Annotated in this window: 25 protein-coding genes; 3 read left to right on the top strand and 22 right to left on the bottom strand. The window is 70.7% G+C overall.

Annotated features, from left to right (window positions below; genetic code table 11):
- Window positions 1–12 precede the first annotated feature (12 nt).
- The 5 genes from HKK72_RS13200 to HKK72_RS13220 form a co-directional block, all read right to left on the bottom strand.
- Complete coding sequence (locus HKK72_RS13200) at window positions 13–2,496, bottom strand: ABC transporter permease (RefSeq protein ID WP_187234618.1); 2,484 nt, start codon at window positions 2,494–2,496, stop codon at window positions 13–15.
- Window positions 2,496–3,194: an ABC transporter ATP-binding protein gene (locus HKK72_RS13205; protein ID WP_315987224.1), complete on the bottom strand. Its 699-nt coding sequence runs from the start codon at window positions 3,192–3,194 to the stop codon at window positions 2,496–2,498. Before HKK72_RS13205 ends, HKK72_RS13200 begins: the two co-directional genes overlap by 1 nt.
- A gap of 405 nt (window positions 3,195–3,599) precedes the next feature.
- Window positions 3,600–3,842, bottom strand: coding sequence for a chaplin (locus HKK72_RS13210; RefSeq protein WP_187234620.1), 243 nt, complete (start codon window positions 3,840–3,842; stop codon window positions 3,600–3,602).
- Window positions 3,843–4,036: 194 nt separating this feature from the next.
- On the bottom strand, window positions 4,037–4,753 hold the full coding sequence (locus HKK72_RS13215; protein ID WP_187234621.1) for a response regulator transcription factor: 717 nt from the start codon (window positions 4,751–4,753) through the stop codon (window positions 4,037–4,039).
- Window positions 4,750–5,931, bottom strand: coding sequence for a sensor histidine kinase (locus tag HKK72_RS13220; protein WP_315987219.1), 1,182 nt, complete (start codon window positions 5,929–5,931; stop codon window positions 4,750–4,752). The genes HKK72_RS13215 and HKK72_RS13220 overlap by 4 nt, the downstream gene beginning before the upstream one ends.
- Window positions 5,932–6,033: 102 nt before the next feature.
- On the opposite strand from HKK72_RS13220, the gene HKK72_RS13225 reads away from it, so the two are divergent.
- Window positions 6,034–7,050 carry an SAM-dependent methyltransferase gene (locus HKK72_RS13225; RefSeq protein WP_315987220.1) on the top strand — a complete coding sequence of 339 codons (1,017 nt, stop codon included), beginning with the start codon at window positions 6,034–6,036 and terminating at the stop codon, window positions 7,048–7,050.
- A 78-nt stretch (window positions 7,051–7,128) separates the two neighbouring features.
- Here HKK72_RS13225 and HKK72_RS42130 read toward each other — a convergent pair whose 3' ends face one another.
- From HKK72_RS42130 to HKK72_RS13240, 3 genes are all read right to left on the bottom strand, one after another.
- On the bottom strand, window positions 7,129–8,346 hold the full coding sequence (locus tag HKK72_RS42130) for a cytochrome P450 (protein ID WP_315987221.1): 1,218 nt from the start codon (window positions 8,344–8,346) through the stop codon (window positions 7,129–7,131).
- A gap of 135 nt (window positions 8,347–8,481) precedes the next feature.
- Window positions 8,482–9,777 (bottom strand): PH domain-containing protein, encoded by a 1,296-nt coding sequence (locus HKK72_RS13235; RefSeq protein WP_315987222.1) that lies wholly within the window; start codon window positions 9,775–9,777, stop codon window positions 8,482–8,484.
- Window positions 9,778–9,941: 164 nt separating this feature from the next.
- Window positions 9,942–10,433, bottom strand: a complete 492-nt coding sequence (locus HKK72_RS13240) for a PH domain-containing protein (protein WP_315987223.1) — start codon at window positions 10,431–10,433, stop codon at window positions 9,942–9,944.
- Window positions 10,434–10,844: 411 nt separating this feature from the next.
- On the opposite strand from HKK72_RS13240, the gene HKK72_RS13245 reads away from it, so the two are divergent.
- Entirely contained in the window at window positions 10,845–11,933 is a 1,089-nt protein-coding gene (locus HKK72_RS13245; protein WP_187234646.1) for an NADH-quinone oxidoreductase subunit D, read from the top strand.
- Between the two features lie 72 nt (window positions 11,934–12,005).
- Here HKK72_RS13245 and HKK72_RS13250 read toward each other — a convergent pair whose 3' ends face one another.
- From HKK72_RS13250 to dacB, 12 genes are all read right to left on the bottom strand, one after another.
- Window positions 12,006–12,476, bottom strand: a complete 471-nt coding sequence (locus tag HKK72_RS13250) for a DUF3180 domain-containing protein (protein ID WP_187234623.1) — start codon at window positions 12,474–12,476, stop codon at window positions 12,006–12,008.
- Window positions 12,473–13,048, bottom strand: coding sequence for a 2-amino-4-hydroxy-6-hydroxymethyldihydropteridine diphosphokinase (folK, locus tag HKK72_RS13255; protein ID WP_187234624.1), 576 nt, complete (start codon window positions 13,046–13,048; stop codon window positions 12,473–12,475). Before folK ends, HKK72_RS13250 begins: the two co-directional genes overlap by 4 nt.
- A gap of 13 nt (window positions 13,049–13,061) precedes the next feature.
- Window positions 13,062–13,430, bottom strand: a complete 369-nt coding sequence (gene folB / locus HKK72_RS13260) for a dihydroneopterin aldolase (protein ID WP_187234625.1) — start codon at window positions 13,428–13,430, stop codon at window positions 13,062–13,064.
- Window positions 13,431–13,547: 117 nt separating this feature from the next.
- A complete protein-coding gene (locus HKK72_RS13265) occupies window positions 13,548–13,973 on the bottom strand; it encodes a nuclear transport factor 2 family protein (protein WP_187234626.1) in 426 nt (141 codons plus the stop codon).
- The gene (gene folP, locus HKK72_RS13270) at window positions 13,970–14,839 is read right to left on the bottom strand and encodes a dihydropteroate synthase (RefSeq protein WP_187234627.1); all 870 of its coding nucleotides are present in this window, start codon (window positions 14,837–14,839) and stop codon (window positions 13,970–13,972) included. The genes HKK72_RS13265 and folP overlap by 4 nt, the downstream gene beginning before the upstream one ends.
- Before the next feature lie 60 nt (window positions 14,840–14,899).
- Entirely contained in the window at window positions 14,900–16,675 is a 1,776-nt protein-coding gene (locus HKK72_RS13275; protein ID WP_187234628.1) for a phosphatidylglycerol lysyltransferase domain-containing protein, read from the bottom strand.
- Between the two features lie 134 nt (window positions 16,676–16,809).
- Window positions 16,810–17,433: a GTP cyclohydrolase I FolE gene (folE, locus tag HKK72_RS13280; protein WP_187234629.1), complete on the bottom strand. Its 624-nt coding sequence runs from the start codon at window positions 17,431–17,433 to the stop codon at window positions 16,810–16,812.
- A 7-nt stretch (window positions 17,434–17,440) separates the two neighbouring features.
- The gene (gene ftsH, locus HKK72_RS13285) at window positions 17,441–19,450 is read right to left on the bottom strand and encodes an ATP-dependent zinc metalloprotease FtsH (protein ID WP_187234630.1); all 2,010 of its coding nucleotides are present in this window, start codon (window positions 19,448–19,450) and stop codon (window positions 17,441–17,443) included.
- Between the two features lie 182 nt (window positions 19,451–19,632).
- The gene (hpt, locus tag HKK72_RS13290) at window positions 19,633–20,232 is read right to left on the bottom strand and encodes a hypoxanthine phosphoribosyltransferase (protein WP_187234631.1); all 600 of its coding nucleotides are present in this window, start codon (window positions 20,230–20,232) and stop codon (window positions 19,633–19,635) included.
- Between the two features lie 91 nt (window positions 20,233–20,323).
- Complete coding sequence (tilS, locus tag HKK72_RS13295; protein WP_187234632.1) at window positions 20,324–21,571, bottom strand: tRNA lysidine(34) synthetase TilS; 1,248 nt, start codon at window positions 21,569–21,571, stop codon at window positions 20,324–20,326.
- Window positions 21,549–22,712 carry a zinc-dependent metalloprotease gene (locus tag HKK72_RS13300; protein ID WP_187234633.1) on the bottom strand — a complete coding sequence of 388 codons (1,164 nt, stop codon included), beginning with the start codon at window positions 22,710–22,712 and terminating at the stop codon, window positions 21,549–21,551. The genes tilS and HKK72_RS13300 overlap by 23 nt, the downstream gene beginning before the upstream one ends.
- A 176-nt stretch (window positions 22,713–22,888) precedes the next feature.
- On the bottom strand, window positions 22,889–24,241 hold the full coding sequence (dacB, locus tag HKK72_RS13305) for a D-alanyl-D-alanine carboxypeptidase/D-alanyl-D-alanine-endopeptidase (protein WP_187234634.1): 1,353 nt from the start codon (window positions 24,239–24,241) through the stop codon (window positions 22,889–22,891).
- A gap of 121 nt (window positions 24,242–24,362) precedes the next feature.
- Between dacB and HKK72_RS13310 the strand changes: the two genes are divergently transcribed.
- Entirely contained in the window at window positions 24,363–24,851 is a 489-nt protein-coding gene (locus tag HKK72_RS13310) for an inorganic diphosphatase (protein WP_187234647.1), read from the top strand.
- Between the two features lie 147 nt (window positions 24,852–24,998).
- Here HKK72_RS13310 and HKK72_RS13315 read toward each other — a convergent pair whose 3' ends face one another.
- On the bottom strand, window positions 24,999–26,117 hold the full coding sequence (locus tag HKK72_RS13315) for an NlpC/P60 family protein (protein ID WP_187234648.1): 1,119 nt from the start codon (window positions 26,115–26,117) through the stop codon (window positions 24,999–25,001).
- 125 nt (window positions 26,118–26,242) lie between these two features.
- A partial coding sequence (locus HKK72_RS39835; protein WP_222720654.1) for a hypothetical protein occupies window positions 26,243–26,424 on the bottom strand: 182 nt, incomplete at its 5' end.

Consider the following 26,424-nt stretch of genomic DNA (forward strand, 5'->3'; position numbering starts at 1 on the left):
CCCGGTGCGTGCTCACTCCGACGACAGGGACTCCACAATGGAGGCCCTCGCGGCTCGGCGGGAGGGGAGGACCGCGGCGATCAGGCCGGCCAGCGCGGCGATGGCCACGAAGGCGACGATCTGCGCGTACGGCAGCCGGAAGAGCGCCCCCTCCAAGATCGCCCGGGTCGCGGCCCAGCCGAACAGTGTGCCGAGCACCACACCCGTGAGGGCCCCGATCAACGCCATGATCATGGATTCCACCGACAACATCCGGCGAAGCTGGCGGCGGGTCAGACCGAGGGCTCTGAGCAGCGCCGACTCCCTGGTCCGCTCCACCACCGACAGCGTCAGCGTGTTGGCGATGCCGAACAGCGCGATCAGGATGGAAAGGCCGAGCATCCCGCCGAAGACCATGAGCATCGTGTCGATCGCCCTGCTGAACTGGTCCTTGATCGAGGTCGCCGAGGCCACATTGACCGCCGGGTGGTCCTTCGTGGCCGCGTCGACGGCCGTCCGCGCCGCGGCCGCGTCGACGCCGTCCTTGACCTTGAGGTAGATCGCGGTGTCGCCGAGGGCGCCGAAGTAGGCGTCGAAGTCCCGCTCCGGCACGAGGATCTCCGGCATCGGGACGTCTCCGGAGAACACCACCGCGATCCTCAGGGTCCTGGGGCCCTGCCGGGTCGTCACCCCGACGGTCTGACCGGCCGAGCGGCCGCCGGCGGCGTTGTGGTGCAGGGCGACGGTGCCCGTCCGCAGGTCGGCGAACGACCCGCTCTCGATCTCCGGCTTGACCACCTTGCCGATGGCCGGCCCGCTGACCGTGCCGATGCTGCGATCGTCACCGTCGAGCCCGCCGTCGGCCCACCGCACCTCCGTCACCGAGCCGATCTCCGGTGCGGCCCGCAGCGTCTCGGCCAGCGCTCGGGGAATGGTCCGGTCGCTGCCGAGCTGGGACCGCAGGGCGTAGTCGACGGGGAACTGCTGCTCGAGCCGGTCCGACGCCGTCGCCTTCACGCTCGCGCCGAGCACCGCGAAGAGGGTGACCAGGCCGACGCCGATGGTCAACGCGATGGTCGTGGTCGCGGTGCGCTTGGGCGCGCGCCGCGAGTTCTCCATCGCCAGCCGGCCGGGCAATCCGACCCGCGCCGGGATCGCGCCGATCACCCGGGCGAGCGGCCGTACCAGGGCGGGCATCAGCGCGATCGCCCCGAGGAACGTGAGCCCTCCGGCGAGTGCCGTCACCGCGAGCGCGCTCTCGCCCACGGGCATGACCAAGGCGCCGAATGCGGCCAGGCCCAATCCGAGACCGCAGAGCAGCACGGTGACCACGATCCGGAACGGGCCGAACCGCAGCCTGCCGGTGCCGGGCTCGGCCTCCGAGCGCAGCGCGGCCACGGGCGCCACCCTGGTGGCCGCCCTGGCCGGGAGCAGGGCGGAGAGCACCGTGACGACGACTCCCGCGACCAGCCCGACCGCCACCGTGCGGAGGCCGAGCGCGAAGGCCCCGGCGGGCAGGTCCGCGCCGAAGAAGCCGATCGCCGCGATGGCCCCCGCCCCCAGCGCGGCTCCGATGGCGAGGCCGAGCAGCGAACCGACCAGGCCGACCGCCGCCGCCTCGACGAGGACGCCGCCGAAGACCTGCCTGCGGGTGGCGCCGACGCAGCGCAGCAGCGCGAGTTCGCGCATGCGCTGGGCGATGAGGATGGCGAAGGTGTTGTAGATGACGATGGCCGACACCAGCAGGGAGACCAGCCCGAACAGCAGCAGGCCGATGCGCAGCACCTTGGTGTCGGCGCCGTTCGCCGTGGCGAGCCGGTCGCCGAGCTGCCGCCCGGTGATCACCTCGTACGGGCCGCCGACGGCCGCGGCCACGGCCTGCGTGGAGACCGGGCCGGCGACGTCGATCTCGGCGTAGCCCTTGGCGCCGGTCATCGCGGTGGCGGTGGCCGGGGTGAAGCCGACCGCGCCCCGGTAGGCCCGGTCGAGGGCGAGCTCGACCGTGCCGACCAGCCGGAAGGTCCGCGGGCCGCCCCGGGGGTCGAGGACCTTGATGGAGTCGCCCGTGCGGTAGCCCGTGGCCTCGGCGGTGGCCTTGTCGAGCACCGCCTCGTCAGCCGCGGCCGGAGCCCTGCCGGTCACGACCTCGTGCCGCTGGAGCGGGCCGGTGGACGGCAGCGAGAACCCCATGGTGGGCATGTCGCCGTACGCACGGCCGTCCTTGCCGAGCAGCGGGGCGTCGCCGCGCACCGTCGCGTGGACGTCGGTGACCCCGGGGACCGCCCGGACCTTCCGCAGAAGTCCCTCGGGCAGCGCCTGGTCGCCCGACCCCTCGGGAAGCACCGCCACCGCGACCTTCCCGGCCGAGGAGCCGAACTTCTGGTCGTAGCCGGCCTGCATGGTGTCGGTGAGCACGAACGTCCCGGTGATGAACGCGACTCCGAGTGCGATGGCGAGCGCGGTGAGCAGCATCCGGAGCCTGCGGGCCCGAAGCCCCGCGAGCGAGGTCTTCAGCATCACGCCCCCAGCCGCTTGAGCTCGTCGAGCACGCGGTCGGGGGTGGGTCCGGCCAGCTCGGACACGACCTCCCCGTCGCGCAGGAAGACCACGCGGTCGGCGTACGACGCGGCCACCGGATCGTGGGTGACCATGATGATCGTCTGCCCCATCTCCCGCACCGAGGCGCGCAGGAATCCGAGCACCTCCGCGCCGGACCGGGAGTCAAGGTTGCCGGTGGGCTCGTCGGCGAAGATGACCTCCGGCCGGGAGACCAGCGCGCGGGCGCAGGCGACCCGCTGCTGCTGCCCTCCGGACAGCTCCGACGGGCGGTGCTTCAGCCGGTCGCGCAGCCCCAGGACCTCGATGACATGGTCGAACCAGGAGCGGTCGACCTTGCCGCCGGCGAGTTCGACGGCGAGCAGGATGTTCTGCTCGGCGGTGAGCGTCGGGAGCAGGTTGAACGCCTGGAAGACGAAGCCGACCCGCTCGCGGCGCAGCAGGGTCAGCCGGCGGTCGTCGAGCCCGGTGATCTCGATGTCCCCGAGGACGACCGAACCCTTGCTGACGACGTCCAGCCCGGCCAGGCAGTGCATGAGCGTCGACTTCCCCGAACCCGACGGCCCCATGATCGCGGTGAACGCGCCGCGGGCGAAGCCCACGGTGACCCCTCTCAGGGCGTGCACCGCGGCGTCGCCCGCCCCGTAGATCTTGCTCACCCCCGAGGCCGAGACGGCGGGGCGCGAATCGGGCCGCGCGGGCCCTCCCGGGGTGAACCCCTCTGCGGGCGCGTTGGTGAAAGTGCCGGTCACGTGGGACTCCTCGCTGGATTCGAGCAACGCGGCCAACACTAGGAATCCGCCGGGCTCCTGCCATCGCCCGCTCGTCTGGCGTTCTCGTGCGATCTTCGGTTACCCGCGAAGCCGCGCGTACGACCTGAGGCTGACGCTCGGGTCGTCCCATGCTCCGACCCGCCGCGAGCCCGCACGGGGACCGCCGTGGAACACCGAAGAGCTCCCGAGACCCGAGTCGCCGAGACACCGGAGCACCGAGAAACGGAGCACCGGGCCGCCGTGCGGCCCGGTGCTCCGGTGCTGGAGCGCGCACGAGGCGCGCTGTGCCCGTCAGTAGCCGTGGTGCCCCTTCACCTTCGCGCCGCCCTTGCATCCCGAGCCCGCGAAGCCGATGACGGCGACCGAGTTGCCGCACACGTTGATCGGGATCGAGATGGGAACGAAGATCTGGTTGCCCCCGAGGATGGAGTGGTCGCCCCGGGTGAAGTTGTCGGCCTGCGCTGGCGTGGCGATCATCATCGCGCCGGCGGCCGCGACCGCCACTACGCCGGTGGCGGCGAGCTTGCTGAGCATGTGAATCCTCCCGTGCGTCTGGGCCGGTACGACCCGGCCCGTTCTGACATTCACGTCCCTGTCGGCTCATGCGTGCTGAGCCGCGCCTGCCGTCAGGGCAAGCGCTACGTAAGGTAGTTATTCGGCTACTCAGCGGTAGGTTGCGGAAACACCCAAGGAAGAACGCGAACAGTCATCAAAAGGTAATGGATGTGTTACTCACCGTGACTGTTATGACCCTGCTTGACCAAGCCTGTCTCGTACGCGTAGACGACCGCCTGCACGCGGTCCCGCAGGTCGAGCTTCGTCAGGATGCGTCCCATATGCGTCTTCACGGTCGCGTCGGAGACGAACAGCCGCTCGGCGATCTCGGCGTTGGACAGGCCCCGGGCGACCAGATGCAGCACCTCGGTCTCGCGGGTCGTCAGCGTGCCGAGCGCGCCGTCGCTCACGACCGGCTCCCCGTCCGGCAGGTGCACCGCGAACCGGTCCAGGAGCCTGCGGGTCGTACTCGGCGCCACCACGGCGTCGCCCGAGTGCACCGCCTTGATCGCCTCGATGAGCTGCGCCGGGCCCGCGTCCTTGAGCATGAAGCCGCTCGCCCCCGCCTTGATCGCCGCGAACGCGTACTCGTCGAGATCGAACGTGGTGAGGATGATGATCTTGGGACCGCCGGCACTGATCAGCCTGGTCGCCTGGATCCCGTCCATGCGCGGCATCCGGACGTCCATGAGAACGACGTCGGCGACGGTCGACCGCACCAGCTCCACGGCGCGCGCCCCGTCGCCCGCCTCGCCGACCACGTCGATGTCCGGCTGCGCGTCCAGGACCATGCGGAATCCCGCCCGCACCAGCTCCTGGTCGTCCACCAGCGCGACCCGGATGGGCGGGCGTCGCTCCAGGTACTCATCGTCGGTCAGGTGCTCGCTCATGTTCTCGCCCCATCTCGCACGGGCAGCCGGGCCACCACTTCCCAGCCGCCGCCCGGTCTCGGCCGCGCCTGTGCGGCGCCCCCGTACATCGCCACGCGTTCACGCATCCCGACCAGCCCGTGCCCCTGGCCGTCGTCGAGCGCGGCGGCGCCACGCCCGTCGTCGCAGATCCGTACCTCGACGGCCTCGTCACCGTAGTGCAGGTTCACTTCCGCGGTCGCTCCCGTCCCGGCGTGCTTGAGCGTGTTCGTCAGAGCCTCCTGGACGATCCGGAAGACGGTCAGCTGCAGGCCCTGCGACAGTTCTCGCGGCACCCCGTCGATCTCGAACCGAAGGGGCAGGCCCGAGGCGCGGATCTGGTCGACCAGGTCGGTCAACTGCTCCACGCCCGGCTGAGGAACGTAGGAGCCCGCGTCGTCGCTCTCTCGCAGCACCCCGAGCAGCCGTCGCATCTCAGCGAGCGCCGTGCGCCCGGTCGCCGAGATCGCCTCGAGCGCCTGCTTCGCCCGATCCCTGTCGGTCTCGATGGCGAAGCCCGCGCCGTCCGCCTGTACGACGATCACGCTCACGTTGTGCGCCACGACGTCGTGCAGTTCCCTGGCGATCCGCGCCCGCTCGGCGGCCATCGCGACCTGGACCCGGGTGTCGCGCTCCCGCTCCAGCCGGGCCGCCCGCTCCTCGAGCGAGCGCAGGTAGGCCCGGCGGGTGTTCATGTACACCCCGAGGATCCACACCCCGCCCACCACGACGCTGAGGAACAGCAGCGGGCCCCGCATCTCGCGCCAGGGGCCGGTCCACTGCTGGGTGACCTCCATGAACGCGCCGATCTCGGCAACGACCGCGGCGGCCACGCCCCAGCGGAACGGGCACCACGCGGCGACGGTGTAGAGCACGATGAGGATGGCGATGTTGGCCGGCAGTGCTGCGATGTGCGCGAGCCACTGCACACCGCAGACCGCGGCCACGATGACGAACACCGCGCGCGGCCACCGGCGCCGCCAGATCAGCGGCAGGCACAGCGCGAGCGTCAGCACGACGTACCAGGCCTCGCCGTAGTCTCGGCCGACGGGGGGCGCAGCGCCGAACACCAACGCCGACCACGCCAGAACGGGCAGCATTATGGCGAAGTCCACGAGCACCGTCCTACGGCGCCACCAGGCCCAAGCACGCGCGATCACGGCTTCAGCGTACGTTCGGCATGGTCAGCCGACATCCCCCTGCGGTCGGACCTCCGTACGACCACAGAATGGCGAACGCCCCGTCCGCGATACCGTCACGCTGTGGGATGGGTCACGTGGCGTGCGGGCATGCAGGGCGCCCTGTACGGCGAGGAGGGGTTCTACCGGCGCGGAGAGCGTCCCACGGCGCATTTCCGCACCTCGGTGCACGCCTCGACGCGCTTCGCCGGCGCCCTGGCCCGGCTGCTGACCGAGATCGACGCGTCGCTCGGCCACCCGCCGCGGGTCGACCTCGTCGACGTGGGCGCCGGCTGTGGCCGGCTGCCCCTGCAGATCATGGCCGCGGTGACCCCCGGCCTGGCCGCCCGGATCGTCCCGACGGCGGTCGAGGTCGCCCCCCGGCCGGACGAGCTGCCCGCGGGGGTCGCCTGGCGGGCGGAGCCGCCGGCCGAGATCACCGGCATGGTGGTGGCGAACGAGTGGCTGGACAACGTGCCGCTCGACGTGGTGGAGCTGACACCGCGCGGGCCGCGGGTCATGCTCGTCGATCCCGCCACCGGCGCCGAACGGCCGGGCCAGCGGCCCGCCGACGACGACCGCGAGTGGCTGGACCGCTGGTGGCCGCTGCGCGAGCCCGGAGACCGCGCCGAGGTGGGACTGCCGCGTTGCCTCGCCTGGGGCTCGGTGGTCGGGCGCATGCGCCGCGGCGTGGCGGTGGCCGTCGACTACGCCCACTCGCGCGGGTCACGGCCTGCGACCGGGACCCTCACCGGCTACCGGGACGGTCATGTGGTGCCGCCGGTGCCGGACGGCTCCTGTGACATCACCGCGCACGTGGCGCTGGACGCCTGCGCCGCGCACGGCGTGAAGGCCGGCGCCGACGCGACGCTGCTGACCACGCAACGGTCCGCGCTGCGTGCTCTCGGGGTGACCGGCGCCAAGCCGCCGATCGAACTCGCCCACCAGGACCCGCAGGCCTACGTCGCCGCGCTGTGCGCCGCCGGAGAGGAGGCCGAGCTGATCGACCCGCTGGGCCTCGGTGGATTCGGGTGGCTGGCGCAGGCGGTGGGCACCGCGCTGCCGGAGTCGTTGACCGGCGCGCACCCCGCCGAGGCCTGAGACAGGCCCCGGATCGACACGGACCGGCCCTGAGGCGGGCCCGTCCCAGAGACGGGCCCAGCCCCTGAACCGGTCTCCTCACGACGACGGGACGGCCACGTGAAGCGCCGTCAGCCCCCGCAGGACGAACCCCGGCTTCCACTTCGGCTCGGCCGTGAGCTCCAGACCCGGGGCGAGGCGGAGCAGCGCGCCGAACGACTCGGTGAGTTCGATGCGCGCCAGCGGCGCACCGAGGCAGAAGTGGATCCCCAGTCCGAAGGAGATGTGCGGGTTGGGCTCACGGGCCAGGTCGAGCCGGTCCGGCTCGGCGAACACCGACGGATCGCGGTTGGCCGAGGCGAACTGCAGCGCCACCTCGGCGCCCCGCGGGATGTCCACGCCCGCGACCGAGATGTCCTCCAGTACCCATCGCTCGAACATCGGGGCGGCCGTGTCGTAGCGGAGGATCTCCTCCACCGCGCTCGGGATCAGCGAGTGGTCGGCGCTCAGCCGGTCGAGCTCGGCCGGATTGCGCAGCAGCGACCACCAGCCGTTGCCGGTGGAGTTGACCGTGGCCTCGTGGCCCGCGTTGAGCAGCAGCACGCACGTGCCGATGAGCTCGTCCTCGGTGAGCCGGTCGCCCTCGTCGACCACCTGGGCGAGGGCGCTGATCAGGTCCTCGCGCGGGGCCCGGCTGCGCTCTCTGGCCAGCCCGCGCAAGTACTCGGAGAACTCCGTGGCCGCGCGCACCGCCGTCTGCTGCGTGTCCTGCGACGGGTTCAGCTCGTACATGCCGCAGATGTCGGCCGACCACGGCCGCAGCAGACGGCGGTCGGCCGCCGGCACGCCGAGCATCTCCGCGATCACGGTCACCGGCAGCGGCTCGGCGACCTCGGCGAGCAGATCGCCGCCGCCCCTCTCGACGAGCCCGCCGGCGAGCTCCTCGGCCAGCCGCCGGACCATCGGGCGCAGCCCCTCGACCATCCGCGGGGTGAACGCCTTGGCGACCAGTCGCCGCAGGCGGGTATGGGTCGGGGGCTCCACATCGAGCATGCCGGCCCGGATCAGGTCCCAGAACGGCCGCAGGAACTCCGGCTCGGCGAGCTGCCCGAACTCCTCGTGCGACGCCGTGTGCAGGTAGGAGCGGCCGACGCTGCGACTGCGCAGCAGCGCGCTGACGTCCTCGTACCGGCTGATCACCCACTGCCGGGTGGGTTCGTGGAAGAAGACCGGAGCCTCCTCCCGGAGTGCCGAGTACACCGGATAGGGATCCGCCACGAAATCGGGCGACCAAGGGTCATAAGCCACATCTGTCACCCCGCCACGCTAGGCCAGTCGGCCCGGTGCCCGCACGCACGAACCTCACCCGTGATCTAGGAGAACCCACGCGAGCGGCCACCCGAGCACGACACGCGACCACCGGGCCGCGACGGCCGAACCCCGACGTGAGGGTCAGCGCGCCCAGCGGGTACGGTCGGCGCCTCGGGCGCGAGCGACGCGCGCCCGTTCCGCCGTCGACTCGATGATGATCCGCGCCTCCTCGAGGTCGCGATTGACCGCGGCCACCTGCACCGGGCCGGCCGGAGCGTCGATATGGACGGTACCGAGGCCCAGCAGCCGCTGCAGCGGTCCGGCGCTCAGCCGCACGCTCTGCGCCCGCGCATGTGCGATCACGTCCGTGCTACGGCAGAACAGCCCCCGGCGGGACACGAACACCACGTCGTCGGCGCCCGCCGCGGCGTGCCGGTCCAGCGACCAGGACCGGCCGGACGCGGGCATCAGCCGCAGGGCGTTGATGTCGGTGCCCGGGAACACCTCGGCCACGAGATGGTAGGCGACGTCCCGCGGCGCCACCGGCACCAGCACCGACGAGAACACCTGCCGCTCCCCCGAGTAACCCGCCACCGTGACGTCGACACGGGCCCAGCCGCTGGATCGCCAGATCGACGGCTCCACGATCCGGATCGCCTGCACGCGTCCCGGCGGCACCGTCTGCATCCGCGTCTCGAGCAGGCCGTACCGCAGCCGCAGCCCGTCCGGCGACATCGCCACGGTGAAGTTGGTGTAGATCACCAGTGGTGCGACCACGGCCCGCAGCAGGCCGAGCAGCGCCGGCACGGCACCCCCGAGCACCCCGAGCTCGGAGTACAAGAACCCCGCCGACAGCAGCGCCACGAACAGCGCGAAGGTGCCGAAGACCGGCACCTTGAGGACGAGCGAGGCCAGCAGGGCGCCGAACCGCACCCGCCAGATCAGCCGTTCGGGCGCCTCCGGGGTGTGCCCGGGCAGGCCGGCCGCACGCGCGAGCAGTTCCGCGCGCAGCTGCTGTGCGGCGGCCCGGCCGAGGAATCGCAGCGAGATCTCGCCCTGGTCACCGCCCGCCAGCTCCACCCGCACCTCGGCCAGGCGCAGGGCCCGGGTCACGAGCGGCCGTACGACGTCGACGGCCTGCACGCGCGAGAGCGAGATGCGCCGCTTGCGCTTGCGCAGGACGCCGGTCTCGACGACCAGATCGTCCCCGCCGATCCAGAACCGCAGCGACAACCAGACCCAGACGCCCACGATGATCGCGATCAGGAGGAACGGCGCACTCACCATGAGGAGCAGTCCGAGCTCACTTGGACTGACGCCCGAGCCCGGGCTGACCACCACCGGGCCCGCCATCACGAGGTAGATGACGAACACCGTCATCGCGCGGATCAGCGCGGTCGCCCAGTGCAGGCGGTGCACTCCATGGGAGAAGTGCACCGGCGGAGGCTGCGCGGGCGGGCCGTAGCCCGTTCCGAACCCCGGTGGCGGGTACGGAGGGTGCCCGGGATGCACATGGCCGAGGCCGCCCGGTTCAGGTCCCCTCGGCCGGCCGTACCCACCGGGTGCGCCATGGCCGCCACCGCCGGGAGCGCCATACCCCATCACAGCCCCATCGTCCTGGCCTCGCCCTTCTGGGCGAGCCGGTCGCGCAGAAGGGCGGCGTCGGCGGCGGGCAGGGCCGGGATGCGCGCGTCAGTGGCCGCCGCAGCGGTGTTCAGCCGTACGGTGGCGATGCCCATCCACTGCTCCAGCAGCCCCGCCGTCACGTCGACGAACTGCATACGCCCGTACGGCACCACGACCAGCCGTTTGACGAACACGCCATGGACGACGAGAAGGTCGTCGGCGCGCTCAGCGAAACCCCACGACCGGTAGGCCAGCTCGGCGACGATCCAGCCGAGGGCACACCAGATGAGCACCGCCAGCACCCAGAGCAGCGCACCCATGGTGCCGGCGATCGTGGCGACCATCAGGCCCCCGACGGCCGCTACCGGCACGGCCGTCAGCAGGACGGTGATCCGCCGGTGCCAGGTGAAGCGGGGCGACACGCGCGCCCAGGGCAGGCCGCCCGGGGGCGCGAACGCACGCTCCACCGGCTTTCCCCTCGGCGGCTCGGCGAGCGGCCCTCCCGGCATTCCATGAGCACTAGGAGCGCCGGGGACGCCGGGCCTGCCGGGCGGCGGCAGGGGCGCCCCTCCCGGGCCGCCGCGCGGGGTCTGGGCGTGCCCTGGCGGACCTGCCGCGGACGGCCGGCCCTGAGCCGGCGGTCCAAAGGCAGGCGGATGCGGCTGATCCCCTTGGCTCGCGTTCACCGGCCCTAGTCAACCGGAAGCGCCCGAGACGCGCGAGATCCCGTCATGCAACGATGAAGCGTGACCGCATACGACGAGGGAAGCCAGCGCCTCGAAGCGCCCCGAGCCGCCGGTCGGAGCGAGGCCGGCCGACACGGCACCGAACGCACTGTGGGGATCGGGGCGGGGGCCAAGGAACTCGCCACCGAGGACATGGTGCTGAACATCGGCCCCCAGCACCCGTCGACGCATGGTGTGCTCCGGCTGCGGATCACCCTGGACGGCGAGCGCATCTCCGCCGCCGAGCCGATCATCGGCTATATGCACCGGGGCGCGGAGAAGCTGTTCGAGGTGCGTGACTTCCGCCAGATCATCGTTCTGGCCAACCGGCACGACTGGCTGTCGGCGTTCGCCAACGAGCTCGGCGTGGTGCTCGCAGCCGAACGGATGCTCGGCATGGAGGTGCCAGAGCGTGCCGTCTGGGCCCGCACCCTGTTGGCCGAGCTCAACCGGGTGCTCAACCATCTGATGTTCCTCGGGAGCTATCCCCTGGAGGTCGGCGCGATCACCCCGATCTTCTACGCGTTCCGCGAGCGCGAACAGCTGCAGCGGGTCATGGAGGAGATCTCCGGCGGCCGGATGCACTACATGTTCAACCGGGTCGGCGGGCTGAAGGAGGATCTGCCGGCCGGCTGGCTCGGCCGGGCGCGCACCGCGATCGCCGAGGTCCGCAGCGGCACCGCCGACATCGCCGACCTCATCGCCGGTAACGAGATCTTCCGTGCCCGCACCCGTGGCGTGGGGGTGCTGACCCGCGAGCAGATCCTGCAGTACGGCGTGTCCGGCCCCATCGCGCGGGCCGCCGGGGTCGACTTCGACCTGCGCCGCGACGAGCCCTATCTGGCCTACAAGGACCTGGACGTACCGGTCGTCACCCGGACCGAGGGCGACTGCCTGGCCCGGTTCGAATGCCTGCTGCATCAGGTCTACGCCTCACTCGACCTCGCGGACGCCTGCCTGGACCGGCTGGCCGACCTGCCGCCCGGCCCCATCAACGTCCGGTTGCCGAAGGTGCTGAAGGTGCCGGAGGGCCACACGTACGCCTGGACCGAGAACCCTCTCGGCATCAACGGGTACTACCTGGTGTCCAGGGGCGAGAAGACCCCGTGGCGGCTGAAGCTGCGCTCGGCGTCGTACAACAATCTCCAGGTGCTCTCGGAGTTGCTGCCGGGCAACCTGGTCGCCGACATGATCGCCATCCTCGGCTCCATGTTCTTCGTCGTCGGCGACGTCGACAAGTGACCGCCCGCGACGGAGAGCGACCTCCACCCCCGACGGCGCGAAGGCGCGTGGGAACGCGGGTGGTCCTTGGGGTCAGGAGCGCGAGGCGCCGCCCTCGCGTTCGTTGTCCGGATCTCTCGGCACCCGGCAGGCGTACTCCATGAACAGCGCGGCGCCGACCAGCACGATGGCGGCGAGGAACGTACCGCCGCTGACGAAGAAGTCGTGCCGGGGCGTCGCCTTGTCCAAGGACGCCGACAGATAGAGCAGGAATCCGCCGAAGACGCCGGCGAGCACCGCGGCCGCGTGGGAACTCGCCTTCGCCAGCGCGGCCATCCGGGCGACGACGAGTGGCTCCACCGGCCTGGTGTCCGGCTTGTGGTTGATCCTCGCCCGGACATTGACGCCGGTGAAGGCCTCGCCCAGGCCCAGCAGCAGCAGCGTCGGCACGGCCGTCCACGGCAGCGGCGGCAGTGTCACGTACGTGAAGCGGAGCACCACCCATGTGATCACGGCGATGCCGGCGACGAGACCGACGAGGAGCGCCGGGCGGGTCGCCCTCACGCCGGTGGCTGCAAGGTCAGATCGTCGCGGCGGATGACCCCCGACGTACCGATCGCGGCGGCGAGATCGCCCACTCGGCCGTGTCCGGGCAGCAGCGTGTCCGGCTCGACGTCGGCCCACGGCACCAGTACGAACGCGCGCTCGTGCGCCCGCGGGTGCGGCAGTGTCAGGCCCGGATCGGACGAGGAGACGTCACCGAACACGACGATGTCGATGTCCAGGGTGCGGGGTCCCCAGCGGAGCTCGCGGATTCGCTCCATGGAGTTCTCGATGTTGAGCAACCGCTCCAGCAGCGTCTCGGGCGTCAGCCGCGTGTCGGCGACCAACACGATGTTGAGGAAGTCGCCCTGCTCGGGAATCGACTCGCCCGGGGCGGCGAAGGGCGCGGTCTCGTAGACCGGGGACAGCGCGACGAAGGTCAGGCCCGGCGCGTCGAACAGCGTGTCGACAGCGTCCTGCAGGTTCTCCAGCCGATCACCGAGGTTGCTGCCGAGCGACAGCACCGTACGGTGCTGGACCAGCATGTGACTACCGGTGTGAGTGCGATCAGGCGCCGGATTGGGCACGGTCATGGGCGGCTCCCGTTCATCGTCGCGCGGTTCGGAAGATCTTCACGGACACGTCGTCGAAGGGATGGGGCACGGGGGCACTGGGCTTGTGCACCGTGACCTCCACCTCCTCGACCCTCTCGTCGTCCAGGCACACGGCGGCCAGGCGTTCGGCAAGTGTCTCGAGGAGGTTCACCGGCTCTCCTCCGACGACGTCGACCAACCGACCTGCCAGCGTGCCATAGTCGACCGTACGGGACAGATCGTCGTCTACTGCGGCCGGGTGGACGTCCAGGCCGAGGGACACGTCGACGATGAACTCCTGCCCGAGCTCCCGCTCCGCAGGTAGGCACCCGTGGCGCCCTCTGGCCCGCAGCCCGCGCAGCTCGATGCGATCTTTGCTCATTTCGCTCTCATTCTGCTCGCTCGGCTCGGGCGGCTCATTCTGCCTCGCCCCATTCGGCGGCCCGTTCTGCCGCGCTCCCTGCGCTCCTCAGTCCGGACAGCGCCGCGCTCCTCGCGCTCACTCTTCGCCGTCCCCGATCCGATTGAGCACCGGGGAGCCGTGGTGCAGCCAGAGCCGCCACTGCCCTTCGGTCCGTACGAACATGTTGGTGGTCACCACGCTGCCGCCGGCGGCGAAGCCCACGTCGGTGTCGTCGTCGGCGGTCAGGATGTTCTCCGAGCAGGTGACGACGGCGTACTCATCGCGGATCTCGGTCCGCAGGTCGGTGAGCACGAACTGGATGAACGGCGTGTTCGCCATGATCAGGGCCCATGACCGCAGTACCTCGCCGCGCCCGCGCAGCAAGGGCCACCCCGGGTGCACGCAGGACACGCTCTCGGCGTACGGCCCGTCGGCCCAGACCGCCGACATGCGGTCCAGGTCCACCGCCTCGAACGCGGCGTAGAACTCGGCGTTGGCCGCGTCGACCGTGATGAGGCTCATCGCATCGAGTCCACGGCCCCGCCCTGTGCCACGGCGGCCACGACCCGTACGGCGTCCGCGTTGGGCCGTACCTCGTGCACGCGCACGCACCACGCCCCGGCGGCCGCGACCAGCGCCGTGACCGCCAGCGTGGCGTCGTCGCAGTCGAGGAAGGGGCGGGGAGCGCCGTCGGGCGTCGCGAGCAGCCTGCCGAGGAAACGCTTGCGCGACGCGCCGACGAGGACGGGCGGGCCGAAGCGGAGCAGCTCGTCCAGGTGGGCGAGCAGCGCCCAGTTGTGCTCGGGCCGTTTGGCGAAGCCCAGTCCGGGATCAAGGATGATCAGGGACGGATCGACGCCCTCCCTGATGACCGCGTCGGCCCGCCGCCGCAGCTCGTCGCCGACCTCCCTGACCACGTCGTCATAGACCGAGCGGGTCTGCATGTCATGGCTGTGCCCGCGCCAGTGCATGACGACATAGGGGACGCCGGCCTTGCCGACGACCCGTGGCATCGCGGGGTCGGCGAGGCCGCCGCTCACGTCGTTGACCAGCCGAGCGCCGGCCGTGATGGCCGCCTCGGCCACCTCGGCCCGCATGGTGTCGACGCTCACGTGCACGCCCTCGGCGCTGAGCGCGGCCACGACCGGGACGACCCGGCGCAGTTCTTCGGTGCTCGACACCCGCTGGGCGCCCGGCCTGGTGGACTCTCCGCCCACGTCCACGATGTCGGCGCCTTCGGCGACCAACCGCAGGCCGTGCGCGATGGCGGCGTCGTGGTCGAACCACGCGCCGCCGTCGGAGAAGGAGTCGGGCGTGACGTTCACCACGCCCATCACCAGACAATGCCCCGGATCCGGCAAGCCCGGCACGGCGTGGTTCGTGGTCATACTGATCAGCCTATTCCTTGCTCAGAACACCTGGCGCTGCCTGCGCCGGAACCTACCGGATCAGCGCCGCGCGGACTTCGGCGGGCGTTTGAGCAGGCCCGGAATCCGCAGCCGCGGCCAGACGATGAAGGCCTCGGCCTCCAGGGCGGCCAGCGCGATGCGAGGGGCGTCGTTGAGGCTGGGGTAGACGAAGAAGCGCGGCTGCCAGACCGGATCGAACTTGGCGTTGAACTTGTACAGCGACTCGATCTGGAACCAACGGGACAGGAACACCAGCAGACCCCGCCAGGCGCGGAGCACCGGCCCGGCGCCGATGCGCTCGCCCCGCGCGAGCACTGACCGGAAGACCGCGAAGTTCAGCGACAGCCGCTTGATGCCGAGCTCGGGCGCGGCCTTGATCGCCTCGACGATGAGGTAGTCGTTGAGACCCGGCTGGGTGCTGCGGTCACGCCGCATGAGGTCGAGGGACAGCCCGTCGATGCCCCACGGCACGAAGTGCAGGAAGGCGTGCAGCTCCCCGTCCTTGATCGCGGTGGCGATCGCGCACTCGCCGTCGCCCTCCTCGCCGACGCGGCCGAGCGCCATGGAGAAGCCTCGCTCGGTGTCGGTACCCCGCCACGCGTCGGCCTGGGCCCACAGGGATTCGAGCTCCTCGGCGGAGAACTCCCGCTCCCGGCGGATCTCCGCTTTGTAGCCCTGCCGGGCCACCCGGTTCACCATCTGCCGCACATTGCGCATGGAGCGGCCGTCCAGGCCGAACTCGTCGATGTTGATGAACGCCTCGTCACCGATCTCCAGGGCGTCGAGCTGCCCTTCGCGGCACCAGACCTCGGCGCCCACCTCACTGCAGCCCATCACCGCGGGCACCCAGGCGTGCTGGTCGGCCTCGTCCATGAACGCCCTGATCGCCCCGGGCCAGGCCTCGGGATCACCGAGCGGATCGCCTCCGGCCAGCATCACGCCGGAGACGACCCGGTAGGTGATGCACGCCTTGCCGGTGGGCGACCAGATGACGCTCTTGTCACGGCGCAGGGAGAAGTAACCGAGGGAGTCCCGGGCCCCTTGCCTGGTCAGCAGCTCGCGGATGCGATCCTCGTCGTCGGCCGACAGCGAAGGTGACGGCTCGGCGGGGCGCAGGAACAGGTAGACGGTCACCACACCGGTGAACAGGCCGAGCCCGGACAGGATGTACTGGAGCAACTCGCCACGGCGGCCCGGGATGAAGTCGACCGGGCCGTTGAGGCCGATCAGGCCGACCAGGACGTGTTCGAGCCGCTCGGCGTAGGAGTTGTCGCCGACGAGCAGCCGGGCGTTGAGCGACATGAACAGCATGCCGATGAGCACACTGCCGGCGACCAGCCCCAGCCCGACGTACATGGCCCGCCAGCGGGTCCGGGAGTCGCCGATGGCGTAGAACTCGTTGCGGTAGTGCGTCAGCGCGCCGAGCATCAGGGCCGGGATCAGCAGCTCCCCGGGGCCGAAGTCACGGGCCACCCGGAAGATGATGCTGACCGCCAGCAGGACCACGACGGCCTGCCACGCCCGTCTCTTCCGCCGGCGGAGCGCGTGGGAGAGCAGCAGGAGCAGCAGGCCGGTGATGACGGTCGCCGCCCGGGCCACGTTGGTGAGCACGCCGGGAACGATGTCGGTCATCCGGATGATGCGCGGGTCCCAGTCGGGGGCCACCGCGCCGATCACATCGTGGACGCCGATGAGGAAGCACAGCCAGCCCGCCGTGACCGGCACCCAGCGGCGCTGCCGCCGCCGGTCCGGAGATCGGTGGACCGCGCTCTCGCCCTTACTCTGGAGAGCGGACTTCTCACGCTCTGTCTCCACTGTTACGGCCCCAAAGCTTGGCATCCATTACCGCCGAAAGCGAGACATTCGGTCAGCGTAGATGCCGACTGCCTGCCTGGCCCAAATACCCGCAGCCCCAGCTGAGAAACGACGCGACTCGGAGACGACGCGACTCAGAAGCGGCGGAGGATGAGGCTCATGGCCTCCGCACGGGTCTTCTCGGAGTCCCGGAAGTCTCCTCGTACGGCCGAGGTCACGGTCTTCGCGCCAGGCTTACGGACGCCGCGCATCGTCATGCAGAGATGCTCGGCCTCGATCACTACGATAGCGCCACGCGGCTCCAGCACCTTCATCAGCGCGTCGGCGATCTGACTGGTCATCCGCTCTTGCACCTGGGGCCTACGGGCATAGATGTCGACCAATCGGGCCAGTTTGGACAGCCCGGTGATGTGCCCCTTCTCGTTGGGCGTGTAGCCGACATGAGCGACGCCGTGGAAGGGCACGAGGTGGTGCTCACAGATGGAGTAGACCTCGATGTCCTTGACCAGGACCATCTCGTCATGATCGGCGTCGAACATGGCGCTCATGACGTCCTCGGGGCGCTGACGCAACCCCGCGAACTGCTCGGCGTACGCCCGCGCGACCCGAGCGGGCGTGTCGAGGAGCCCATCGCGATCGGGGTCCTCCCCGATCGCGATGAGGATCTCTCGCACCGCCCGCTCGATGCGCGCGTGGTCGAACTCGGGTAGCGGCGGGGTCAGATCCCCGCCGGGGAACTCGTCTTCAGGTCGCGCCAACGCAGGCTCAGCTCTTCTCCTGATCGCCCACTGCGGGCTCACCGATCCCGCCGGCCTGCCCGTTGCCCGACGTCAGATCCTGTACGTCCTTGGGGCCCATGAGAGCGAGCTCCTTGGGCGTCAGCACCGGCGGCCGGTCGGACGGCACCCGCTTGCCGTAACCCGTGTAGGACTTCTGGAACGGCCGCTTGTTCACCGGCGAGAAGACGTCGAGGACCTCGTTCTTGGACAGGGTCTCCTTGTCCATGAGCCTCAGCACCAGGTCGTCGAGCACGTCGCGGTACTCGACCAGGATCTCCCAGGCGACGTCGTGCGCAGACTCGATGTAGCGCCGCACCTCGTCGTCGATCGCCGAGGCGATGTCCTCGGAGTAGTCGCGCTCGTGGCCCACGTCACGGCCGAGGAAGACCTCACCGGCGCCGGTGCCGAACCGGCGGGCGCCGAGACGCTCGCTCATGCCGTACTCGGTCACCATGTTGCGGGCGATCGAGGTGGCCTTCTCGATGTCGTTGGACGCACCGGTCGTGGGCTCGTGGAACACGAGCTCCTCGGCGGTACGGCCGCCCAGCAGCATGGCCAGCTGGTCGGTCATCTCCGAGCGCGTGGTGAGGAACTTGTCCTCCATCGGCAGGGTCATGGTGTAACCCAGGGCCCGGCCGCGCGGCAGGATCGTGACCTTGTGCACGGGGTCGGCGTTCGGCAGCGCGTGCGCCACCAGAGCGTGACCGCCCTCGTGATAGGCGATGATCTTCTTCTCGGACTCGGACATGACCCGGGTCTTGCGCTCCGGACCGGCCATCACGCGGTCGATCGCCTCTTCGAGCGTGGCCATGTCGATCTGCTTACGGTCGAAGCGCGCGGTGAGCAGCGCCGCCTCGTTGATGACGTTGGCCAGGTCGGCACCGGTGAAACCGGGCGTACGCCGCGCGATGACGTCCAGCTCCACGTCATCGGTGAACGGCTTGCCCCGGCCGTGCACGCGGAGGATGCCCTTGCGGCCCTCGAGGTCGGGACGGTCGATGACGACCTGCCGGTCGAAGCGGCCGGGACGCAGCAGCGCCGGGTCGAGGATGTCGGGACGGTTGGTCGCGGCGATCAGGATGACGCCGCCCTTCACGTCGAAGCCGTCCATCTCGACCAGCAGCTGGTTGAGGGTCTGCTCGCGCTCGTCGTGACCGCCGCCGAGCCCGGCACCACGGTGCCGGCCGACCGCGTCGATCTCGTCGATGAAGATGATCGCGGGGGCGTTGGTCTTGGCCTGCTCGAACAGGTCGCGGACCCGGGAGGCGCCGACACCGACGAACATCTCCACGAAGTCGGAACCCGAGATCGAGTAGAACGGCACCCCGGCCTCACCGGCGACGGCCCGGGCGAGCAGCGTCTTACCGGTACCGGGCGGGCCGTACAGCAGCACACCCTTGGGGATCTTGGCCCCGATGGCCTGGAACTTGGCGGGGTTCTGCAGGAAGTCCTTGATCTCCTGCAGTTCCTCGATCGCCTCGTCCGCACCGGCCACGTCGGAGAACGTGGTCTTGGGCGTGTCCTTGGTGATGAGCTTGGCCTTGGACTTGCCGAAGTTCATCACGCGAGAGCCGCCGCCCTGCATCTGGTTCATGATGAACAGGAAGATCAACACGACCACGACGATCGGCAGCAGGCTGAACAGCAGGCTCACGATGAAGCTCTGCTTGGGCACCTCGACGTTGTAGCCGCCCTTGAGCTGCCCAGCGTCGTACTTCTGCTGGAGCAGTTCCTGCAGCTTCACGCCCTGGCCGTCGACCCAGGAGGCCTGCTGCTGCTTCTTGGTCTTGTCGACCAGGGTGACCTCGATGCGCTGATCCTTGTCAACGATCTTGGCTGACTGGACCTTGCCCTGTTGGATCTCCTGTATCACCCTGGCGGTGTCGGCCTTCTCGTAGGAGCCGCTGGGGTTGACCCCCCACATGACAAGGGCCACCAGAAGACCGAACAACAGGACCCACAGCAGCGGCCCGCGAAAGTAGCGCTTCACGTCCATGAATTCGGCAACCCCGTAAGGGGCCCGTCCCTCCTGACCAACATCTGCGAACTCACCGGACCATGCCGGCCCGCCGAGACGGTCTCCCCCAGTGGTTACCCGGTTTGCCGCCGGGATACTGAAGGTACACCGATGACAGCGGGGCTGCAGCCGGTGATCACCACGTACCCACTTCCAGAGTGTTAACGATGCCCCTGGTCTTCTTGTTCCCCAGGCGTGGGCTCAGTGGCTCCACCGTATACATGCGGTGCCAGGGTGCCGACGAACGGAAGGTTCCGGTACTGCTCCGAGTAGTCGAGCCCGTAGCCGATGACGAACTCGTTGGGGATGTCGAAACCGATGTACTTCACGTCGACCTCGGTCTTGACCGCGTCGGGCTTGCGCAGCAGGGCGCAGATCTCCAGGGACGCGGGTCCCCGTGAGCGAAGGTTGCTGACCAGCCACGACAAGGTGAGGCCGGAGTCGACGATGTCCTCGACGATCAGCACGTGCCGGCCCATGATGTCGGCGTCTAGGTCCTTGAGGATCCGCACGACCCCCGAGGACTTGGTCCCCGAGCCGTACGACGACACCGCCATCCAGTCCATCGCCAGCGGCGAGTGCAGGGCCCGCGCGAGATCGGCCATCACCATGACCGCGCCCTTGAGCACGCCCACGAGAAGCAGATCCCGCTCGGCGTAGTCGGCGTCGATCTTCCCCGCCAGCTCCTGGATCTTGGCCTGCAGCCGGTCCTCGGAGATCAGCACATTCGCGAGATCCGCGCCCAGATCCTTCTCGTCCACCCCGACACACCTTCCACACTCGAGCCACGATCAACGGCCGCCGGCCCGTTCGACTCCGCCGATCTGGAGAGGACCAGACGGTTTGTCGTGATCAACCGGATTCGGATCGGCCGAATAGCAGCCTCCCATACCGGCGAAAGCCACGTACGCCCCCGGGCAGGTCAACGTGCCTTTGACCGCGCCAGCCGGTGACCAGCAGGTCGAGTGCGTCGACGTGCACCGCCGCGAGAGTGCCGGGCGGGCTGCCCGCCGCGATCGCGGCCTGCCGCAGCACCCTGGTCCGTACGGCCCGCGGAAGCCTCTCCAGCGCCGCCACGTCCAGCCCCCCCGTGTCCGGGCCGGTGTCCAGGCCACCGGTGTCCAGGCCACCGGTGTCCAGACGGTCGGTCTCCGCACCGGCGGTGTCCACACCGGCCGGGCCGGCCCGCCGGGCATCGGCCAGCGCGCGCTCGGCCCAGGTGTCCAGGGCCTCGGCGTCTTCGCGGAGCAGCCGGGCGGTACGCGCCAGCGCCTCGGTCACGCCGGGCCCGAGGGCCTTCTCCAGCACGGGCAGCGCGTCGTGGCGGACCCGGACGCGGGTGAAGGCGGGGTCCTCGTTGTGCGGGTCGTCCCACGGGTCGAGACCCATGGCGAGACAGGCCGTCCGAGTGGTGGCGCGATCCAGCTCCAGCAGCGGCCGGACGTAACGGATCTCACCACGGTCGAAGACGGGTGGCATGCCGGCCAGCGACCGGGCCCCGGACCCCCGCGCCAGCCCCAGCAGCACCGTCTCGGCCTGATCGTTGCGGGTGTGGCCGAGCAGGACCACTGCGCCGAGCCGCCGGGCGGTGTCGTCGAGCACCTCGTAGCGGGCGGTGCGAGCCGCCGCCTCGGGGCCGCCGTCACCGCCCACGGAGACCTTTACCGGCTCGACCGGATCGAGGCCGAGACCGCGCAGCACGCCGGCCACCTCGATCGCACGACCGGCCGATCCGTCCTGCAGCCCGTGATCGACGGTGACGGCGCCCGCCCGCCGCCCGGCCTTGGGCGCCTCGAAGGCCAGCGCGCCGGCCAGCGCCAGCGAGTCGGCGCCGCCGCTGCACGCCGCGAGGACCGGCCGCGCCGGCTCGAGATCGCGCAGGGCCACGCGGACGGCCAGGCGCACCGCCGCGACCGCGGGCTCCAGCCGTGGCCGTGCTGAATTGCGCTCGCTCCGCTCGCGCGGCTCGGGGCGCCTTGAGGCGGCGGCTTCCCTCGTCGCTCCCGAGCGCTCGTTCCTCGCACTCGCTCGCTCCTCAGTCCAGCCACCGCCGCGCCCCTCGCGTGGCGGCTCGTCGTCAGGCGGAGCGGTCGGTGTCATCGGCGGCGTCGGGTTTCGGGCCGGTGCCGTTCGTGCTCGGCGCCGCGCCGGGAGCCGTGATGGCCGGCGTGCCGGCCACCCGGGCGATCCAGCTCGCCGGCTCCTTGAGCTCATCGTGGCTCGGCAGGGTCTCGGGCGAGGTCCACACCTGGTTGAAGCCGTCCATGCCGACCTCGGCGACGACCCGCCGCACGAACCGCGACCCTTCGGCGTACTGCTTCATCTTCATGTCGATGCCGAGCAGGCGGCGGATGGTCTTGTCCATCCGGGAACCGCCCTCGCGGCGGCCCTGGAAACGCGAGCGGATCTCGGCGACCGACGGAACGACCTGCGGGCCGACGGCGTCCATGACGTAGTCGCCGTGCCCCTCCACGAGGGTCATCACCGCGGTGAGCCGGTCGAGGATCTTGCGCTGCTCGGGCGACTGGATGGCGTCGATGAGGCTGGAGTCGCCGCCCCGCACCGCATCGACCACCGCGTCGGCGGCTTCGCGCAGACGGTTCAGCATGGCGGCGGGGTCGAGGTCGGAGGCGAGCAGGAACTCCGTCATCTGCTCCTGCACATAGGGGCGCAGCCAGTCCACCCCGGTGAACTGGGTCCGGTGGGTCTCCTCGTGCAGGCACACCCAGAGCCGGAAGTCATGGGAGTCGACGCCGAGCTCGTTCTCGACGTGCACGATGTTGGGCGCGACGAGCGTGAGCCGACCGGTCGGGGCTCGGCCGGAGGGATCGGGCGGCAGGAAGAGCTCGTACTGGCCGAGGACCCGGCTCGCCATGTAGGCGAGGATCGCTCCGACCTGCATGCCGGTGACGCGGGAGCCGACGGCCTGGAAGACCGCGCCCGCCGGGCCGCCGCTCAGCCCGCCCGAGCCGCGGTTCTCGGCGAGCCGCTCCATGAGCGGTTCGAGCACGACCCGGAATCCGTCGACGTTGGCACGGATCCAGCCCGGCCGGTCCACGACCGTGGCGGGAGCGGGGTTCTGCTCACCATCTATACCGGTGAATTTCCGGACATGCCCCTGTGCGGTCCGGGAGAGGACGCGGAGTTCCTCGACGACCTCACGCGCCTCGGCCTGGCTCACCTGAGGGCCCGGGCGGACAAGGCGGGTTCCCGTCTGAACAGCGACATTCCAGTCGATCATTGTGCTCAATGCTCGCTCCGCTCATACCGGCCCGCGTTAGCGCGCCTCCGGCTCACGACCTGCCGCGGCAACTCGCGTTATTACTCCACCGTACGTTCCCTCCCGGTGCCGTAGCACCATTACCTCGCCTCCCGTTCGCCGAACCCGGGTCGCGATGGTCATCTTCCCTGGTCATGTCAACGGCATCCGCACATCGCGACGATCGACGCGAGCTGGTCGAGCACCTCGCTGTTGGTGCTGCCGGCCATGAACGCGAACGCCAGCAGCCGCCCGTCCGCGTCGCTGGTGATCCCCGCGAGCGTGCTGACGTTCGCGAGCGTCCCGGTCTTGGCCCGTACGACACCCGCGCCCGGGAGGGCCACGGTCGTGTAGCGGTCCGCGAGGGTGCCGGAGAATCCGGCGACGGGCAGACCGGTGATCATCGCGCGGAGCTCGGGCCGCTTGCCGGAGGCGGCGAGCGAGATGATCCGGGCCAGCGCCATCGGCGTGATCCGGTTGCTGGTCGACAGGCCGCTGCCGTCGGCGAGCCGGACGCCTTCGCCGACGCCGAGCTGGGCCAGCGTCTCCTGGACGGCCTGCGCCCCTCCCGCGAAGGTGGGCGGACGCTTCCGCTTGATCGCCACCTGCCGGATCATGGCCTCGGCCAGATCGTTGTCGCTGTCGGTCATGAGGCGCTCGACCAGCACCGACACCGGCGGCGACTGCACCGCGGCGAGCTGCGCGGCCTTCGGCGCGGCCTGCGTACGGGTGCCGGCCCTGGCGCTGATCCCGTTCTGCCGGAGCAGTCCGGCGAAGGCCTGCGTGGCCGCGCCCGGCGGATCGGCGACCCGGCTCCTGTTCCCCGGCGCCACCCGGCCCTCATCGACCATGAGCGCGGTGACCGGGGCGACCTCGCCGTCGGGCATGTAGTTGGGCTTCCAGCCGGGCGCAGTGCGGGAGCCCTGGTAGAGCGAGGCGTCATAGTCCACGCGCACCCGGGTGGTGCCCGCCGCCTTGAGCGCCGCCGCCGTGCGCTTGGCCAGGTCGGGCAGCGAGGCGTACGTCGGATAACCCCGTGGCGGTCCGGCGGTCAACGTGGGGTCGCCGCCGCCGACGAGCACGATGCCGCCGCCCGCTCCCTTCACCACCTTGGTGGTCAGGCGATACTCGGAGCCGAGCACGGCGAGGGCGGCGGCCGACGTCACGACCTTGGTGGTCGAGGCGGGCACCGCCGCGACCTTGGCCCGCTGGTCGAACAGCGTGCGCCGGGTCGTGGCGTCGACGACGACCGCGTTGATGGCCCCCGCCTGTCCGCCCAGCAGGCCGAGCAGTTCGATGCCCAGACCGCTGCCCGGCATCGGTGCCGACGCGTCCGAGGGGATCACCGACGACCCGGAGGCCCGTACGATGGCGCGCGTCGCGACGCTCGGCGGCTCCAGTTGCAGGCTGCTCTGGGGCGTGAGCTTCACCACCGCGACGCCCGCGCCCAGAGTGAAGACGTTGAGCAGCGACAGTGTGACCATGGCCACGATGCGATCCCGCCTCAGCACGTGACCACCCCTCCGCTCACCTGGCACTCAGCGACGTGCGACATCCTTATATACGGCAAGACCTCATTAGACACGTATCTACCGCGCGGGGGAGCGGAGGATCACTATGGAAAGGAACAAGGTGGAATTCGACGTCACCATCGAGATCCCCAAGGGCCAGCGCAACAAGTATGAGATGGATCATGAAACCGGCCGCATCCGGCTGGACCGGATGTTGTTCACCTCCACTCAGTATCCGGCCGACTACGGGTTCATCGAGGGCACGCTCGGCGAGGACGGCGACCCCTTGGACGCCTTGGTGCTGCTCCAGGAACCGACGTTCCCCGGTTGTCTGATCCGCTGCCGCGCCGTGGGCATGTTCCGCATGCAGGATGAGGCGGGCGGCGACGACAAGGTCCTGTGCGTACCGTCCACCGACCCGCGCAGCGAGCACCTACGCGACATTCACCACGTTCCGGAGTTCGACCGGCTGGAGATCCAGCACTTCTTCGAGGTCTACAAGGACCTCGAGCCGGGCAAGTCGGTCGAGGGCGCCAGTTGGGTCGGCCGCACCGAGGCCGAGATCGAGATCGAGCAGTCCCGCAAGAGGCTGTCCGAGCAGGGCCATTAAGAGCGGTCGGCGATGCGACGGGGCGCGGAGTGCACCGGCCTCTATGCGGCCTCCCGCCGGATGACCGGGCATCTCGCAGCGCGGGCGTCAAAGCGCCCGCGCGCCGCCGCGCCGCAGGCGCGGCCCGTCAACAGCGTGCTTCATCGATCATCCGGCGGGACGGGTGGCGCCGATCAGGCCGGCCCGCCAGATGCTGGAGACCCGCACCCGCCCCCCGGTGTAGGGCGCCTCGACCATGAGCCCGCGGCCGATGTAGATGCCCACATGGTGGATCGTGCTGGGATCGCTCGCGTCGTTGGCGAAGAACACCAGGTCGCCCGGACGCAGCCGTCCCGTGGGCACGTGCGGTCCCGAGGTCCACTGCGTGCCGGTCCAGTGATCGAGCCTGACGCCGGCCTTGTTCCAGGCGTGCAACGCGAGCCCCGAGCAGTCGAACCCACGTATGTTCGCCCCGTGGGCGACGCCGTAGCTCGGGCCGGTGACGGTGCCGCCGCCCCATGAGTAGGGCGTCCCGAGCCATTTCAACGCGGCCCGCACGACGATCGACCCGCGGCCGACGCCCCCGTGGAAGCCGGCCGACCGTGCCTGCTCCCGCGCCTGCTGCACCTCGGCGGCATGGGCCCGGGCCCTGCCGAGCCGGGCGACGAGGATGGTCTTTCGGGCCTTGATCCGCTTCAACTCCTCGCGCTGTGCGGCGAGGAGCCGCTCGGCGGCGCTCTTGGCCGACTCGGCCCGCTCGGTGGCGACCTGGCGGTCCTGCAGCGCGGTGCGCGTCTGGCGGCGGAACATGTCGGCGATGATCCTGGCGGCTCGGACGCGTTCGACCATGCCCGCCTGCCGGTGCCCCAGCACCTCCATGAGCGCGGCGCGGTCCATGAAGTTCTGCGGCCCGGTGCGCCCGGCGACCGTGGCGGCCCACTGGTTGACGCCGGTGCCGGCGCGGTAGGCGGCGGCGGCGAAGACCGCCGCCTCGTCCCGGATCTGCCGGTAGCGCTGCTCGGCCTCACCCAGCCGGCGCTGGGAGTTCTCGTAGGCCTGGCGGGCGTGCTCGAGCTTCACCAGCTCGCCGTTGTAGCGCTCCATGGCGAGCGCGGCCGCAGCGGAGATCCGCTCCAGCTCACCGGTGGCCTGCGCGAGCCTGGCCTTGACCCGGCCGACGGCCGCGGCGCGTTCGCGTACGGCCTTCTTGCTCTCGGTCACCTCACGGTCGCTGGGCCCCGGCTCGGCCGCGGCGGTGCCGGTGCCGGTCGTGAGGGCGATCGCCATGCTCACGGAGAGGGCTGTGCGGCGGATGGTCCGGCGTGCGCGGTGCGGTGGCGGCGACACGGTCTGACCCCCTGATCCACTGTGTGTGAACAGTCGCTCGCCAACAGTAATGAAGAGGGGGCTCGTCATCGCAAGTCCGCCACGCCGGGAATCGCCGGTCCGACGGGAAGCCGCGACACCCGCGCACGCGCCGTCATCGGCCCTTCGGAGCATGCCGAGGCCGGCCGTCCGGGTGCGATGGCGGCAGGGAGGTCGGCCGCCGGCCCTGCCGCGCCGATGACGGCGGCGCGGGCGGCGGCACCGTGGT

The organism is Actinomadura sp. HBU206391 (assembly GCF_014323665.1).
GTDB lineage: Bacteria > Actinomycetota > Actinomycetes > Streptosporangiales > Streptosporangiaceae > Actinomadura_C.

Excerpts from the sequence above, each read along its gene's own strand:
- HKK72_RS13300 (WP_187234633.1), bottom strand. The coding sequence starts at position 22,712 with ATGATCGACTGGAATGTCGCTGTTCAGACGGGAACCCGCCTTGTCCGC.
- HKK72_RS13245 (WP_187234646.1), top strand. The coding sequence starts at position 10,845 with ATGGTGCTGAACATCGGCCCCCAGCACCCGTCGACGCATGGTGTGCTC.
- tilS (WP_187234632.1), bottom strand. The coding sequence starts at position 21,571 with ATGACACCGACCGCTCCGCCTGACGACGAGCCGCCACGCGAGGGGCGC.
- ftsH (WP_187234630.1), bottom strand. The coding sequence starts at position 19,450 with ATGGACGTGAAGCGCTACTTTCGCGGGCCGCTGCTGTGGGTCCTGTTG.
- folP (WP_187234627.1), bottom strand. The coding sequence starts at position 14,839 with ATGACCACGAACCACGCCGTGCCGGGCTTGCCGGATCCGGGGCATTGT.
- folK (WP_187234624.1), bottom strand. The coding sequence starts at position 13,048 with ATGACCGTGCCCAATCCGGCGCCTGATCGCACTCACACCGGTAGTCAC.
- HKK72_RS13200 (WP_187234618.1), bottom strand. The coding sequence starts at position 2,496 with ATGCTGAAGACCTCGCTCGCGGGGCTTCGGGCCCGCAGGCTCCGGATG.
- folB (WP_187234625.1), bottom strand. The coding sequence starts at position 13,430 with ATGAGCAAAGATCGCATCGAGCTGCGCGGGCTGCGGGCCAGAGGGCGC.
- HKK72_RS13215 (WP_187234621.1), bottom strand. The coding sequence starts at position 4,753 with ATGAGCGAGCACCTGACCGACGATGAGTACCTGGAGCGACGCCCGCCC.
- HKK72_RS13265 (WP_187234626.1), bottom strand. The coding sequence starts at position 13,973 with ATGAGCCTCATCACGGTCGACGCGGCCAACGCCGAGTTCTACGCCGCG.
- HKK72_RS13315 (WP_187234648.1), bottom strand. The coding sequence starts at position 26,117 with ATGGCGATCGCCCTCACGACCGGCACCGGCACCGCCGCGGCCGAGCCG.
- HKK72_RS13210 (WP_187234620.1), bottom strand. The coding sequence starts at position 3,842 with ATGCTCAGCAAGCTCGCCGCCACCGGCGTAGTGGCGGTCGCGGCCGCC.